This is a genomic window from Xanthomonas sp. BRIP62411 (assembly GCF_003993525.1).
GTDB lineage: Bacteria > Pseudomonadota > Gammaproteobacteria > Xanthomonadales > Xanthomonadaceae > Xanthomonas > Xanthomonas euroxanthea.
This window is the reverse complement of the sequence record NZ_QEZI01000022.1, coordinates 248,862-264,859: the sequence shown is the minus strand read 5'-3', so window position 1 is coordinate 264,859 and position 15,998 is coordinate 248,862. Positions and strand designations below refer to the sequence as shown.

Here is a 15,998-nt window from a genome sequence, read left to right as displayed (position 1 = left end):
GCTGCTGGGGGAGTTGTAGAAAGCGGGTCGATCAGCCGGCGTAGAGCGGGCTGACCACCTGCAGGTGCTTGAGGAAGGTCTGGTAGTGCTGCTGGTACTGGGCCACGCGTTGCGGATCCGGGTGCGCCGACAGGTCCTGGTCGATCTGCAGATGCTCCAGCACCACATCCGACAATGCGTCCGCACCGCCGTCGTCGCGATCACAGGCCCACAGGGCCTGCAATGCGGCACCGAAGGCAGCGCCTTCGGGCTGGGTCGGCACCACGACCTGCAGGTTGAAGATATCGGCCACCATCTGCCGCCATTGCGCGCTCTTGCTTCCGCCGCCGGTGAGCAGGATGGTGTCGAACTGCAGACCCGCCGCGACAAAGGCATCGAAGCCGTTGCGCAGGCTGTAGGTCGCCCCTTCCATCGCGGCGCGATAGAAATGCGCGGCGGTGGTGTTGTGCAGGTCCATGCCGAACAGGCAGCCGCGGGCGTCCGGCAAATTGGGCGTGCGCTCGCCGTTGAAGAACGGCAGCAGCACCAGGCCATCGGCGCCCGGCGTGGTGCTGGCGATCAAGGCCTCGGTCTGCTCGCGGGTGATCGAGAACATGCGCATCACCGCCTCGGTGGCGACGGTGCAGTTCATGGTGCAGATCAGCGGCAGCCAGCCGCCGCTGGACGAACAGAACGCCGCCCAGCGTGCCTCGTCGTCCACCACCGGGTGATCGGCGTAAGCGAACAAGGTGCCCGAGGTGCCCAGGCTCATGGTCAGGCGACCGGGCACGACGTTGCCGGTGCCGATCGCGGCCATCATGTTGTCGCCGCCGCCGGTGGTGACACGCACGCCGGCCGGCAGGTTCAATGCGTCGGCGGCTGCGTTGGACAAGGCATAGACCGCGCCGGTCTCCACCAGCGGCGGCAATGCCTCGCGCAGGTCGCGCTGTGCGTCCACCGCGCCTAGCATGCGTTCGGACCACTGCCGTGTGCGCACGTCCAGCCAGCCGGTGCCGGAGGCATCGCCGACTTCGGCAAAGCGCTCGCCGGTGAGCCAGAAATTCACGTAGTCGTGCGGCAGCATCACCGTGGTCATCGCTGCATACGCCTCGGGACGATGCTTGCGTGTCCACGGCAATTTGGAGGCGGTGTAGCCGGCCATGATCGGGTTGCCGGCGGCGGCCACGCTGCCTGCCGCACCACCCACCGCGTCCATGATTTCGTCGCATTCCAGCGCGGTGCTGGTGTCGCACCACAGCTTGACCGGCGCGGTGACGCTGCCATCGGCGGCCACCGGCACGAAGCCGTGCTGCTGGCCGGAGACCGAAATACCGCGCACCCGTGCACGCTGCTCGCCATCGAGCTGGGCGAAGCAATGCACGATGCCGTCGATCCACCACTGCGCCTGCTGCTCGCGGGTGCCATCGTCGCGGCTGATCAGCTCCATCGGCGCGGCGATCGTGGCGACCACGGCGCGCTCCTGCGGATCGTAGGCAACCAGCTTGACGCTCTGCGTGCCCACATCCAGTCCTACGTACAAGCTCATTGCATCACCAATCGGTTGTTGTTGAGGCCCACCTGCTGGGTGCGACCGGCGCCCAGTTCCAGGTCCAGGGTCTGCCCTGCGTAAGACAGTTGATAGCGCCCGCCACGATCGCTGTGCACGCGGGCCTGCTGCAGGCGACCGCCGTCCCAGTGCAGGTCCACGCTGGCGCCGCCGCGCACGCGCAAGCCCCGCACACTGCCGCGCGGCCAGGCCTTGGGCAGGGCGGGCAGCAGAAACACGCTGCCGCCCCAGCTTTGCAGCAGCATTTCGGTGATGCCGGCGGTGCCGCCGAAGTTGCCGTCGATCTGAAACGGCGGATGCGCGTCGAACAGATTCGGGTAGGTGCGTTCGGGCGAGATCAGCAGTTGCAGGATGCGGTAAGCATGCTCGCCATCGGCCAGCCGCGCCCACAGGTTCAGCCGCCAGCCGATGCCCCAGCCGGTGGTGTTGTCGCCACGGGTTTCCAGCGTGCGCCTTGCGGCAGCCGCTAGCTCGGGCGTGTCGCGCAGATTGATCTGGCTGGATGGATGCAGCGCGTACAGATGCGAGACGTGGCGGTGATGGATCTCCGATGCCTGCATGTCCCAGTCCTGCTGCCACTCCTGCAATTGCCCTGCCTTGCCGATGCGGTTGGGCGGCAATTGCTCGCGCAATTCACCCAGGCGTTGCGCAAAGGCAGCGTCGACCTTGAGCAGCTTGCTCATCGCGATGCATTGGGCGAACAGATCGCGCAGCAGCTGCGCATCCATCGTGGGGCCGGCACACAGCGCGGCGTTGAACGGATGCTGGTTTTCCGGCGACATCGAGGGGTTGGTCACCATCGCGCCGGTCTGCGGATCCTTGACCAGCGTGGCGACGAAGAACTCCGCCGCGCCCTTGAACAGGGGATAGATCCTGCCCAGATAGGCACGGTCGCGGCCGTAATCCCAGCGGTCCCATAGCTGTTGCAGCAGCCAGACGCCGCCCATCGGCCACAGGCTCCACTTGGCGCCATCGATCGGCCCGGCCTGGCGCCACAGATCGGTGTTGTTGTGCACCACCCAACCCGGTGCGTCGTACATCGCGCGTGCGGTGTGCGCGCCGGTTTTGGCCAGATCGAACAGCATGGCTTCCAGCGGTTCGACGCACTCGTGCAGCGCATTGGCCTCGCTGGGCCAGTAGTTCATCTCGGTGTTGATGTTGATGGTGTACTTGCTTTCCCACGGCGGCTGCATCAGGTCGTTCCAGATGCCCTGCAGATTGGCCGGCTGGGTGCCGGGCCGCGAGCTGCAGATCAGCAAGTAACGGCCGAACTGGTGATACAGCGCAGCCAGTGCCGGATCGTTGCCCTGTGCAAAACGCTGCACGCGTTCGTCGGTGGGCAGCTTGGCCGCGTCGCTGCTGCCCAGGTCGATCGCCACGCGCCGGAACAGCCGCTGGTGATCGGCCAGATGCGCACGCAGCAATGCGGCGTAATCCAGTTTGCCCGCCCTCTGCATGCTTGCGGCGGTCAAGGCGAGCGGGTCGCCATCGACAGCGTCGTAGCGTTGGTAGCTGGTGGCGGCGGTGAGCAGCAGCACCACTTCATCGGCCGCTTCGATGCGCAGACGGTCGCGCAGGCCACTGAGCGTGCCGCCCTTGACCTGCGGCAGCACGCGCAAGGCAAAACGCAGCTTGCCCTCGATGCCGGCGAAACTGCCGTTGCGACCGCTGAACAGCAACCCGCCCTGCTCCACCGTGACCTCGCCGGTCTGCGGGCTGTCGATGCCCACGCGCAGGGAAATTGCGCGTGGCCGATCGCAGGACAGGCGCACCACGATGCATTGCGACTGCGCCGACACGAACACCTCGCGCGTGTGCACAGCACCGCCGGAGCGAAACGTGGTGGTGGCCACGCCAGTATCCAGATCGAGCTGGCGGCGATACTCGCTGATGCCGTCGGCACGATCGAAGTCCAGCAGCAGATCGCCCAGCGGTTGATACGGCATCTGCTTGAGCGGACGCGAGAGCAGCTTGGCGTCGGCCAGTGTCTCGGCCTCGGCATAGCGCCCGGCAAACACCAGCGCGCGCACCTGTGGCAGGGCCGCCAGCGCGTCGGGGCTGGTGGCATCGTACGGGCCGCCTGCGTACAGCGTGTCCTCGTTGAGTTGCAGGCGCTCGTGGGCAATGCCGCCCCACACCATCGCGCCCAGCCGGCCATTGCCGACCGGCAACGCCTGCACCCACTCGTTGGCCGGTTCGCGGTACCACAGCTGCAAGGCATCGGCGGGCGCCGCGGCCGGCAACGCGGCGTGTCTGGACGATGCGGCAGCCTGCACGGCAACCGGCGCAGCGCCCAGGACCGCAATCGCGGCCCCGGTTGCCTTGCACAGTTCGCGACGGGTCAGCACGGCCACCGCCGTGCTGCCTCACCGGAACCGCACGCGACTGCCTTGCGGCGTTCCGGCATCTGCTTGCTCATCGACTGAAGACAGCCTGCGATCATCGACGACGCGCTTTGCCGGACGCAATCTTGCGCTGCAACACGCTGACCGGCTTGCCGTCGTACTGGATGCTGGTATCGGTCTTGGGCTCGAGCGCACCGGCGTCGTCGCGCGGGCCATCAACGAAGCGCACGTTGATGGTGCGCTTGGCCTGCATGCCGGTCCAGCTGCCCTCGCGCTTGCCGATGCTCAGCTCGCCCTTGGCCTGGTTCCAGACCAACGGGATGCGGCTGAACTCGCCCTTCTCGTAGCCGTAGCCCTTGCCGTCGTCCTCATACAGCGAGAACTGGCCATCGGCGCCGGTGTAGACCACCACGGTGAGCGGCGCATCCGGCTTCTGATCCACGTATTCCTGCACCGGGCCGGTCGGCACGATGGAGCCTGCGCGCACGAACAACGGCATGCGCTCGATCGGCGCGGCCGCCTCGATGCTCTGGCCGCCCTCGTAGCGCTTGCCGGTGGCGAAATCCAGCCAGCTGCTGCCGGCCGGCAGATACACCTGCCGCGAGGTGGCGCCGAAGCGGGTCACCGGTGCGACCAGGAACGCCGGTCCGAACAGGTACTGGTCGTTGATGTCGCGCGCCTTCGCGTCGTTGGGGAAGTCCATCATCATGCCGCGCATGATCACGCCATCGCGCTGATAGGTATCGCCGGCCAGGCTGTAGATGTACGGCAGCAGCGCATAACGCAGGCGGTTGTAGTACGCCATGCTGTCGTAGAACGGCGTGCCTTCGGGGGCGATGTTCCAGATCTCGCGGTACGGGAATTGACCATGCGAGCGGAAGATCGGCACGAATGCGCCGAACTGGAACCAGCGCGTGTTGAGTTCGCGCCATTCCGGCAGATGCGCCGGGTCCTGGTTCTCGTAGCGCTTCTCCACCGCAAAACCGCCGATGTCGAAGGTCCAGTTGGGCAGGCCCGACAGCGCCATGTTGACGCCCCCGGAGATCTGGTCGCGCATGTCGTCCCAACGCGAGACGATGTCGCCGCTCCACACCGCCACTGCATTGCGCTGGGTGCCGGCATAGCCCTTGCGCGAGAGGATGAACACGCGCTTGTCGTCGGCCGCGCGGTCGCCCACGTACACGCCATGGGTGTGCGGCAGCGGATAGGAATTGAAGTACTCGGTGGACGAGCCCAGCGCATTGGGGGTGGTGCGTGCCTTGCGCTCGCCGATGTCCAGGTTGGAATGCACGTCCGGTTCGTCGGCGTCCATCCACCAGGCATCGAAACCCTTGCTGTTGAGCTTTTCGTTGACCTGGCGCCAGAAGATGGCCTGGGCCTTTTCCGAGTACGGGTCGTAGAACGAGTTCTTGTAGCCCTTGCCGATCCAGTCCAGCTCACCGACTTCGACATTGCGCTTGTACATGAAACCGGCAGCGTCCAGTTCCTTGTAGTTGGCGGTGGTGGGATAGAACTTGGGCCAGATCGAAATCATGATCTGCGCATGCATGTCATGCACGGCCTTGACCATGCCGTCCGGATCGGGGAAGTGCTGCGGGTCGAAATCGTGCGAGCCCCAGGCGTCTTCCGGCCAGTACGACCAGTCGAGCACGATGTTGTCCAGCGACAGCTTGCGCTTGCGGTATTCGGCCACCGCGCCGACCAGCTCGTCCTGGCTCTTGTAACGCTCGCGGCTCTGCCAGAAGCCATACGCCCACTTGGGCAGCATCACCGACTTGCCGGTGAGTTCGCGGTAGCCGGCCACGGCCTGGTCGTACGAATCGGCCGAGACGAAGTAGTAGTCGATCATCTGGCCGGCTTCGGACCACAGCGACAGGTCCTTCGCTTCGGCGGCCGGCAGCGGGTCGCGATGCAGCAGCGCGATGTAGCTGGGGTCGATCAGGTCCCACTCGACCTTGACGGTGTGGCGCGTGCCCGGCTCCAGCGCCAGCTTGAACTCGTGATTCCACGGGTTCCAGTTCTGGCGCCAGCGATCGACGATCAGCTTGCCGTCCACGTACAGCTTGGCGTACTCGCTCGAATACAGCGAGAAGGTGTGCTCGCCACCGGTGAGTGCTTCGATCTGCCCCTCCCAGGTGACCTGCATGCGGCTGTTCTTGTCCTTGGTGATCGCCTTCTTCGGATACTTGGTCAAGTCGCTGAGGTACTGGTAATTCACCTCGCTCTCGCGACGTTCGACGATCTGCTTGCCATCGATCGCATAACGCGCGGTCAGCGCACCGGCCTTGCCCTTGGCGTCGTACAACTTCAGCGTCTTGGGCAGCGGCTGCAGGCCACGCGGGTCGCCCAGGCGACTGATCGAGTTGTTGTCCCACAGCAGGCCGTAGTTGCGGCTGGACACCAGGTAGGGCACAGCCATGTCGATGTTGTTCTGCTGCAGCTCGACGTTGCGGCCCTTCTGGTTCATCCAGCCCTGCTGGTGCTGGCCGAAGCCGTACAGTGCTTCGTCGTCGGGCGACTGGAAGCGCTGACGCACGGTCAGGTATTGCTTGCCTTCCACCTTCAGCGGGGCAAAGCTGCGCCCGCCGGCCACTTCCGACAACACCGGCCTGCCATTGGCATCGGCAAAGCTGACGTGGCCATCGACGGTGGAGACGGTGGCGGTGACCTTGCCGGTCTTCAGCTGCACGTTGCCGCCCTGCTCGGCCACCTGGAAGGCGGTGTCGCCTTGCACCGGCACGCGCATCAGGCTGGGGCTGCGGGCGAAGTCGCCATCCGGGTCGGCACTGACGCGGATGATGCCGGCGTCGACGACCTGCAGACGTACCGGTGCGGCGCCCTTGGCGCTCGGCACCACGGTGACGCCGTCGGCGGCCTTGCGCACTTCCTGCGCGTGCGCGGCATTGGCCAGCAAGGCCAGCGACAACGCCAGGCACTGGGCAAGCGGTGTACGTCGGGTGGCAGGCGCATGGCCGGCGGAACGGTTGATGGTTTGCATGTTCACTCCCTTGGAATTACGAAACGGTGCCGCGGGGGCGGCAGCGCATGGTTCAGTGGATTCAGCCTGGCGGACCGCGTGCTGCGCGGCGGTGGGGCTGTGCAGCACGCTTCCGAGCAGGCTTATTTGTAGGTGGCCAGCTTGATCTTCAGCAGCTGCGGCGCGCTGGAAAAGTTGACTCCGTAATCGGTCTGGTCGCCGTTCCAGTTGCGCTCGAACTTCCAGTCGCTGCCTTCGTAGACGCCTTCCTCGACACGGTCGTAGAGCATGTTGGCGGTCGCCTCGCTGGCCGGATGCAGGGTCACGCGCACGTGATAGCCGGTGACCAGGAATTCGTCCGGACCCAGCTCGGCGATCAGCGCCGCACCGATCGGCTCGGGGTTGCCCGGCGGCTCGCCCTTGAACCAGAACTGCGGCACGCCGTAGGTGATGGTGGCGCTCCAGCGGTCGTTGAGCTTCAGCTCCTGCACCGCCTGGCCGGGCTCTTCGGCGGTGCCGTGCAGCTTGCCTTCGGAGGCGGCCTTGGCGAACGGGCGCATGCCGCGCTTGACCAGCTCGAAACCCAGCGCGAACGGCGCCAGCGTTTCTTCATTGACGTGCTTGGCGCCCAGCGGATAGTTGGAGTACCGCGTGTAGTCCATGCCGAACGCCGACCAGCCGATGCCATCATGGCCCAGCGCGGGGAACAGGTAACGTGCGTATTCGGGGCGGTTGCCGGTTTCAGCGACGAACAGCGCATTGTCCGGGCGCGCGTAGCGTTCCAGCACCGTGGTGTAGGTGCGGTACTCGGGCATGTAGATATCCGGCGCCAGCAGATCGATATGCGGGCCGGCCGCCTTCCACACGTCCAGCACGTTGTCGGTGGGGCCGCCGCTGGCGTACTGGCCGGGCTGGCCGGGATTGAACGGGCCGCGCAACGCGGCATTGACGTACATCGGCAGCGGGTATTCGGCCTTGCCAGCCTCGGCCACCTGGTCGATGTAGCGACCGATCGACCAGGCATGGAAGATCTCATCCGCATCGGCACCGAACACCTGTGCCCAGCTGCCCGGCTGCTTGTTCAGGCGCTTGAGCAGTGCGTCCGGCACCGGGCCGTCGAACAGCTTCTGCGCCATCGGCGAGAAGTCGCGCACGCTGCCGTAGGTGCCCGGCTCGTTCTCGGGCTGGATCATGATCACGGTGTGCTGCGGATCGACCTGCTTCAGATGCTGCATGAAGGCCACGAAGGCCTTGCGGTCGGCATCCAGGGTGGCCTGCGCATGCGGCGACAGCGACCCGATCGCCTTGCCCTCGCGCGTCACCACGCGCGGGAAGCGCTGGTTGTCGGTCTTGACCCAGTGCGGCGCGTACGCCGGGCCGTTGTTCTTCCAGGTCGCAAACCACAGCAGCACCAGCCGCACCTTGTGCTCGCGCGCTTGCGTGAGCAGCGTATCGACGAAGGAGAAATCGAACTTGCCTTCTTCCGGCTCGACCTGCTCCCAGGCGATCGGCACCTGCACGGTGTTCGGGCCCAGCACCTGCATCGCCGGCCACACCTTGTCCATCACGCCGGGATAGTTGCTGGAGTTGTTGACCTGCGCGCCCAGGATCAGGAACGGCGCTCCATCGACCATCAACGCGTGCTTGCCGTCCTTGCTGACGAACTGCGGCATCGGCGTCTGCGCAGCCGGCGCCGCTGCCGTGGCAGGTGCGGTCGCTGCGGTGCCGGCAGTCGGTGCGACTGCGGTCGGCTTGGCTTTGTCGTCCTGCTCGCCGGATTGGCACGCAGCCAGTGCCAGCGTCAGCGCGGACAGCAGCAGCGGACGCAGGCATCGGCGTGCAGTCGAAGGAGTAATCACACGTGCAACGGGGGAATGCATGGACATAAGACTCCGTGTCACCAGGTATCGGTGCGGAAGGGGGAAACAGGAAGGTGTTCGCGATTGACCAGGTTGGCGTCTTCCGGGTTTTCGCTCCAGCCGTAACGCACCGCGACCGGTGCAGCCACCGCGTCGCTGCGCACGATCACCCGATCGCCGTCGATGCGCGCGGTGGCCGGATGGAAGTGTTTGTCGGCACCGGCGACGCGGAAGCCCTGCACGTCGCCACCATTTCGCACCTGCAAGGCACTGCCCTGCAGATCGAAGCGCAGCACGGCCTGGCCCTGCTCAAAGCGCGCCTGCTTGAACACCGGCGCGCTGTACACCAGCGTTTCGCCGTACGCCACATGACGTGCAGCAATCGCAAGTCGATGGCCGACATCGCGCTTGTTGGTCGGATGGATATCGGTGGGGTTGCCGATATCGATGATCACCGCCTGCCCGGTTGCCGGCAGCGCCAGCGTCTTGGACTGCGACTCGCGCAACAGCGCCCACGGGCTCAGCTCGCCCCTGTCGCCACCGGCCTTGAAGTTGGCCAGCTGCACCCACAGGAACGGCAGCGTTTTCGCGCCGCGCTCGGCGCGCCATTGCTGGATCATCGCGGCGAACTGCGCGCGGTATTTCACCGCGCCGGCCTCACTGGCATTGGTCTCGCCCTGGTACCAGATCACGCCCTTGACCGGGAACGGCTGCAGCGGATGGATCATCTGGTTGTACAGCAGCGTGGGCAGCTGATTCTTGTTGTCGGCCAGCGACACACGCACGGCGGCGGGACGGAACTTCCAGCCGCCTAACGCGCGCTTGGCACCGGCGCTGGTCTGCACGAAGCGCTGCTCGTCCGGGCCATGCATGCCGCCGCCGCCACTGAGATCTTCCACCCGCACCGCGATGTGGTTGACGCCTGCATGCAAGGCGGAGGCAGGCACCTGGTAGACGCGCGGCAGGTTCCACTGTTTTTCGGTCGTGCCGACCTGCTGGCCATTGACGTAGGTGATGTCCGAGTCGTCGATCTGGCCCACGCCCAGTTCGATACCGGCCTTGGCCTCGGCAGCGCTCAGGGTGACCGTGGTGCGATACCAGGCGATGCCGTCCATGCCGTCATAGCCGCTGGATTCCCATTGCTGGCTGGTCGGGATGCTGTCCCAGTCGCTGTCGTCGAACGACGCTTGGCGCCACTGCGGCATGTCGCCATCGACCTTGGGCCAGCGCGCGATGCGCTTGCCGGTGGCGGCCTGCGCGGCGGCATCGCGCTGCTTGATCGCCTCGATCGCGCCCTGGTTCTGCTCGCCATTCAAGCCCAGCGAGGCCGCGTCCATCCACGCCTCGATCGCGCTGCCGCCCCAGGTGCTGTTGACGATGCCGATCGGCACGCCGGTGCTGGCGCGCAGCTCCCTGGCGAAGAAATATCCCACTGCGGTGAACTCGCCGGCGTTGTCCGGCGTGGCGGCCTTCCAGTCGCCGCCGGTCAGGCGCGCTTCCGGCTGCAGCGACCACGACTTGGGCACCTTGAAATGCCGCAACTGCGGGTCGTTGGCCGCGGCCACCGCCTGCGGGCCATCGCTGGCCTGTGCCAACGGCCACTCCATGTTGGATTGCCCGCTGGCCAGCCACACATCGCCGACCAGCACATCGCGCACCTGCAATTGGCCGCCGTCGCCCTGCACGCTCAGCACATAAGGGCCACCGGCGCTGTGCGCGGGCAGGCGAACCCTCCACTGCCCCTGCGCGTCGGTCTTGGCAGTGGCCTGCTTGCCGTCGAACCGCACCGTGATGGCAGCGCCCGGGGTTGCCCAGCCCCACACCGGCATGGCCTGATCGCGCTGCAGTACCGCGCCATCGGCAAACAACAACGGCAAGCTCGGTTGTGCCAATGCGGTGGGGCTGGCCAGGACCAGGCCCAACAGGCAGCCACGACGGATAAGGGAAGCGCTCATGCAATGATCTCCAGGGACGGCGCGACCAATCGGCGCGCAGCGATGCGACGGCGCACGCCGCCGTACACGGTAAGACAGCGGGATGACGCGCGCAGCGACGCAGCGCTCATCGTGGATCGCCGTAGAAGATGCCACGCCCACCGGTGGCGAAGTACACGCGCCCGGGGATGCGCGGATCGCCGGTGACGCTGTACGGCTTGCCGAACCGGTGCGCGTCGTCGTTGATGCGCAACCACTGCGCGCCTTCGTCGTCGGAGCGGAACACGCCGTCCACCCCATCCACGCGGCCGGCCAGATACAGCGCCGGCGGTGCGCCCGCGTGCAGCGCCTTGCCGATGCCCAGCGAACGCGCCTGGTCCGGTTTGGACAAGGTCTGCAAACGCCCGCCCTGCCAGCGCATCACGCCCAGCGTGGGGCTGGCCAGATACACCACCCCCGCCCGCCATGGATCCGGGCGCAGCTGCGGACGCGCACGCTCGTCGCGCGCCGGGCTGCCGACCTGGGCACCGGTGTCGCGAAAGCTCGCTGCGCCATCGCGGCTCTCGAACAGGCGCCCGCTGGCGGTATCCACTGCGTACCAACGCTGCGCATCGACGCGATCGGCCACTGCCACTGCGGTCTCGGGCAGCCCCTGTACACGCTGCCAGTGCTTGCCGAAATCGGCTGTGCGCCAGTTGCCGCCGGCGTCCGGCGCCCACACCACCTGCGAGGCATCGGCGGCAATGGCGATGTTGCCGGCGCCCTGCCCGGCCGGCGGCTCGCTGGCGAATGCCGTCCACTGCGCGCCGCCATCGCGCGAATACAGCGCACGGATCTCGTTGTTGCGGCGATCACGCACGGTGCCGCTGCGCACCACCCACTGCGCGGCCTGCCCGGCGGCGTCGATGCTTTCGCCATTGGTCAGGCGCGGGCCGGCGTACTGCAGCTGTGCACGTTCCAGCTCGTCGTGCCGAAAACCGTCGATATCGCCGAGTGCGCTGAGCAGATGCGCGCCGGCCATCGGGCTGAGCAGATCCAGCGGCACGGTCTCTTCCAGCCCGCGATCCTGGAACCACCACTGCAAGGGCTGCTGCGCAGAGACCTGCTGCAGATTGCGCGAGGCCCAGATGCCGTAGCCGGTGACGAACAGGGCGTGGTTGCTGTCGAACGGATCGATCGTCAGCGCGCCCATCCAGTGCGGCGTGGCGTGCGCGGTCCACGGCGCATCGCCGTGATCGAACTGCGCGCCGGCCAGCAACGGCGTCCAGCTGCGCCCCCCATCGACGCTGCGGAACAGCTCATCGCGCGGGCTACGACGGCGGAACGTGCTGGCCAGCAGCACCTGCGGCTGTTGCGGATCCACCGCCACCGCGCCCCAGCCGAAGCCATCGCCGCTGGCCGGCTGCGCGATCGGGCTGATCTCGCTCCAACGCGCCAGTGCCGGGGTGTACTTCCACAGCGCGCCACCGGCCATCAGATCCGGGCCGGGCTGGTCGCCGTAGCTCAGGTACCACTGCCCATCGCTGCCACCGGCCATATGGCTGGGACGCAGGCCCCTGGGTTGCCCGGCCACTGCCGTCCAGCTGCGACCGGCGTCGTCGGAAACATACAGGCTGGTCTGCGCGGTGGACACGCCGACATAGATGCGCGGGGTCGGCCGACCGGCGCGGCCACTGGCGGCATCGAAGACGACAAAGGCAATGCCCACTGCCTGTTCGCGTCCGACATGATTGCGCGCGGTTGCACCTGCCAGGGCCTCGGCAGGAAATGCGTCCACCCGCGCCCAGTGCGCGCCGCGATCGTCGCTGCGCCACAGGCCTGCATCGCGTGAGCCCAGCAACAGCACACGGCCGTCGTGCGGGTCCACCGCCAGGCGTTCACCATTGGACCGGCCCAGTTGATTGCCGCCGAGTTTGAACGGCAGCGCGGCACGCTCGAAACTGCGGCCGCGATCGAACGAGCGCAGCAGCGCGGCATTGCCGGCACGTTCGTGCATGTAGGTGCCCGCAGCCAGATACAGCGCCTGCGGGTCGGCAGGATCGACCGCAAACGCGTCGATCCCCATCAGATTCCAGTCGTCGGCACCCAGCCAATCGGTCAGCGCCACCCACTGCTGCGCGCGCCCATCCCAGCGGTACGCACCACCGACATCGGTACGTGCATACGCAAGATCGCGCTCGGCGGGATGGAACAGCACACCGGTGACGAATCCGCCACCGCCAATGGCGACGCTGCGCCACTGGTAAGGTTCCTGCACCGCCGGATCGGCAGCCTGCAGCGGCAGGAGCGAAAACGGCAACAGCAACAGCAGTGCCAGCCACGCACGGACCGGCCGCATCGCTGCGGTAACGCGGCGCACAGTAGGCGGATCGATTACAGCGATCATTCCTCCGGCTCCCTTGCGATCGACGGCGCGCCGTCGATAGGAAAAACACCGGTCCGACGGGCTGCCTGCACAGCTCGCCGAACCGGCGACGCACTTCCTACGGCGCGTTCTACAGGCTGGCCCGCAAGGTCAGGCCATACCGACGATCGTTGATCACGAAGTCGCGGTAGCGCGACTCGGTCCCCAGGTAGCTTTCGCGCCGGGTATCGAGCAGGTTCACGCCATCGAGCGAAATCGACCACACATCATTGATGTTGAAACGCAGCGAGGCATCCAGCTGGCCGAAGCCCTTGTTGTAGACCGGCAAATTGCCGGTGCCGTTGCCTGCGGTAGTCACCAGCCAGTCGCTGCGCCAGTTATAGGCCACACGGCCCTGGAAGCGCGAGGTTTCGTAGCTGAGGATCGCGTTGTAGCTGTTCTTGGACAGGCCTTCCAGCGGCACGGTCAGCGCCTGGCCGTTGGTGTCGGTGGCGGTGGGGCTCGGCGCCTCGCTGTCGACATAGGTGTAGTTGGTCTGCAAGCCGAAGCCGCTCAGCCAGCCCGGCAGGAAGTCGAAGAACTGCGTGTAGCCCAGTTCCGCACCGCGGATCTTGCCGGCATCGCCATTGACCGGACGGGTGATCTGCCACACGCGGCCGTCGTAGACCTCGTTGAACACGCTGTCGGCGATGAAGCCTTCGACCTTCTTGTAGAACAGGGTGCCGTACATCATCGAACCCTGGCCGAAATACCACTCCAGCGCCGTGTCGAACTGATCGGCCTTGACCGGTTCCAGATCGGGGTTGCCCGCCCTGCCGGTGAAGGTCGAGGCGCCGTTGGAGGTGCCGGTGCTCAGGCTCAGGTTCGGGTTGAGGCGATCGAAGGTGGGACGCGAGATACCGCGCGAGGCGGCAAAACGCCACTGCAGCTGATCGCTCAGCATCCAGCGCAGGTTCAAGCTCGGCAGCACGTCGGTATAGGTCTGCTGCGCGTCCACCGGAATCAGGCCGCCGCCCTCGCCGTCAGTGCCGGTACGCACGCCGGTGGAGCCGACCTCGGTCCGCACCACGCGCACGCCGATGTTGCCGTCGAACGGAATCGAATCGCTGTCCACGCCGAAGCGCAACACGCCGTAGGCCGCGTAGGTCTTCTCGGTCTGCGCGTTGATGTTGTTGGGCGAAAACTCCAGAGGGCTGGCACCGAAGGTGGCCAGGGTCTGCCGATAGTTCGCCACCGCCGCATCGGACGCGGTCAGGGTCGGGCCGAAGGCATGACTTTCACCGCGGAAGAAATCGGTGATCGGATTGGTCACGACACCAACGCTGGGGAACTGCGAGAACGGCGCACCCGCGCAGTTGTTGATGCACATGAAGCGATAGATATTGCCCTTGGTCTCGGCATCGCGGTCGGTGTAGCGCACACCGGCCTTGAAGCTGCGCACGAAGTCGCTGTCGAAGGCCAGATCCATGTCGGCGCGCCAGGCGAACTCGGTGCCCTTGTTGTCGTCCTTGTTGTCCAGGTGATAGCGCCAGCCGTCGTAGTTGTTGACGTCGGCCAGGTAGCCTTCCGCGCCGCTGGCATCGGTCACCGACAGGCGCGGCAGATCGCCGCGGAAGTCGACGTTGAACTGCGGGCTGGTGGACTGACCGGTGGACAGGATGTAGCGCGTGCCGGTGGTGGTGGCATCGACATACTGGAAGTCGGTGCTCAGGGTCAGCTTCTCGTTGACCGTCCACTTGGCGCCCAGCGAGTAATCGGTGGTCACCGAATGCCGCTCGGTCAGGCTGGTGTTGGACTCGGTCGGCACGTTCTGGAACGAGCCGTTGACGAATTCGTTGCGGTCGTTGACTTCGATGCCGGGCAGGCCCTGCATCGGGTTGGCGCCGGTCAGGGCGAAGAACGAATAGTCGTGCCAGCTGAAGTCGTATTCCGAACGCAGCACCTGCGTGTAGACCTCCACCGCATCGTTGGGACGCCATTGCATCGCGAACGCACCGGTCTTGCGCTCACGCTCGCCGACGGTGGTGTTGATGCCGGCGCCGTGCGGCACCGACACGCCCTGGCCTTCATAGCCCGGCAGATCGGTCTGGGTGTACCACGGCTCGATCGAGATGGTGTCCTGGCGGAACGGGCTCTTCTGCTGCGAGTAGTTCACCAGCAGGCCGATCTCGCCGATGCCGGTCTGCCAGCGATCGCTGAACAGGCCCGAGAACGCCGGCTTGCCGTCGTCGGCCAGGTCGTAATAGTTGTACTGGACGCTGCCGGCGATCTTGCGGCCGTCGTAGTCGAACGGCAGGCGCGTGCGCAGGTCGACGGTGCCGCCTAGGCCACCTTCGATCATGTCGGCCGAGGGATTCTTGTAGACGTTGACGCCGCCGAGCAGTTCGGCCGACACGTCCTCGAAGCTCAGGCCACGGCCATCGTTGGCGGTGAAGATGTCACGGCCATTGAGTTCGGTACGCACCTGGGTCAGGCCGCGGATGGCGATCGAGCTGCCTTCGCCGTAGTTGCGCGTGATCTGGATGCCGGAGATGCGCTGCAGTGCCTCGGCGACGTTGTTGTCGGGCAGCTTGCCGATGTCTTCGGCAACGATTGAATCGACGATCTGCTCGGCGTTCTGCTTGACCAGCTGTGCCTTGGTGACGCTGCTGCGCGTGCCGGTGACCTGCACGGTGTCGAGCTGCTGGGTGGTGGAGTCCTGAGCCGGAGCGGCAGTGGTGGTCGCATCCTGCGCGTAGGCCTGCGCGCTCAACAGCGTGGCCACACTGAGGGCCATCGCGGAGCGGCGGAAATCACGGATCGAACGCTGACCCACAGTCCGGCCTGCCGGAATGTGGCGATGTTGCACTGACATGGTGCTCCCTCCCAGGACGCATGTACTTCTAATTTTTTAGCGGGTCGGTGCGCGAACGCCCTGCCCGTCGTTGGTGCTGGCCCGCATCCGCCCACGACCGGAAGGCCGGGCGGTTGCG

General features: G+C 66.3%; 7 protein-coding genes. All 7 read right to left on the bottom strand.

Annotated elements, in window-relative coordinates; all coding sequences use genetic code 11:
- Positions 1-31: 31 nt before the first annotated feature.
- The 7 genes from xylB to EO139_RS17860 all read right to left on the bottom strand — a co-directional run bounded on the left by xylB (position 32) and on the right by EO139_RS17860 (position 15,880).
- Positions 32-1,525 (bottom strand): xylulokinase, encoded by a 1,494-nt coding sequence (gene xylB, locus EO139_RS17890; protein WP_126971724.1) that lies wholly within the window; start codon positions 1,523-1,525, stop codon positions 32-34.
- Complete coding sequence (locus EO139_RS17885) at positions 1,522-3,894, bottom strand: glycoside hydrolase family 95 protein (RefSeq protein ID WP_164739910.1); 2,373 nt, start codon at positions 3,892-3,894, stop codon at positions 1,522-1,524. The genes xylB and EO139_RS17885 overlap by 4 nt, the downstream gene beginning before the upstream one ends.
- A 91-nt stretch (positions 3,895-3,985) precedes the next feature.
- Complete coding sequence (locus EO139_RS17880) at positions 3,986-6,889, bottom strand: TIM-barrel domain-containing protein (RefSeq protein ID WP_126971718.1); 2,904 nt, start codon at positions 6,887-6,889, stop codon at positions 3,986-3,988.
- Positions 6,890-7,011: 122 nt separating this feature from the next.
- On the bottom strand, positions 7,012-8,682 hold the full coding sequence (gene galD, locus EO139_RS17875; protein WP_126971816.1) for a GH35 family beta-galactosidase GalD: 1,671 nt from the start codon (positions 8,680-8,682) through the stop codon (positions 7,012-7,014).
- Positions 8,683-8,765: 83 nt separating this feature from the next.
- Positions 8,766-10,682 carry a sialate O-acetylesterase gene (locus tag EO139_RS17870; RefSeq protein ID WP_126971716.1) on the bottom strand — a complete coding sequence of 639 codons (1,917 nt, stop codon included), beginning with the start codon at positions 10,680-10,682 and terminating at the stop codon, positions 8,766-8,768.
- Between the two features lie 106 nt (positions 10,683-10,788).
- Positions 10,789-13,047, bottom strand: a complete 2,259-nt coding sequence (locus EO139_RS17865) for a cellulase (protein ID WP_126971714.1) — start codon at positions 13,045-13,047, stop codon at positions 10,789-10,791.
- Positions 13,048-13,156: 109 nt separating this feature from the next.
- On the bottom strand, positions 13,157-15,880 hold the full coding sequence (locus EO139_RS17860) for a TonB-dependent receptor (protein WP_104648544.1): 2,724 nt from the start codon (positions 15,878-15,880) through the stop codon (positions 13,157-13,159).
- Positions 15,881-15,998: the final 118 nt, after the last annotated feature.

Excerpts from the sequence above, each read along its gene's own strand:
- xylB (WP_126971724.1), bottom strand. The coding sequence starts at position 1,525 with ATGAGCTTGTACGTAGGACTGGATGTGGGCACGCAGAGCGTCAAGCTG.
- EO139_RS17865 (WP_126971714.1), bottom strand. The coding sequence starts at position 13,047 with ATGATCGCTGTAATCGATCCGCCTACTGTGCGCCGCGTTACCGCAGCG.
- EO139_RS17870 (WP_126971716.1), bottom strand. The coding sequence starts at position 10,682 with ATGAGCGCTTCCCTTATCCGTCGTGGCTGCCTGTTGGGCCTGGTCCTG.
- EO139_RS17860 (WP_104648544.1), bottom strand. The coding sequence starts at position 15,880 with ATGTCAGTGCAACATCGCCACATTCCGGCAGGCCGGACTGTGGGTCAG.
- EO139_RS17880 (WP_126971718.1), bottom strand. The coding sequence starts at position 6,889 with ATGCAAACCATCAACCGTTCCGCCGGCCATGCGCCTGCCACCCGACGT.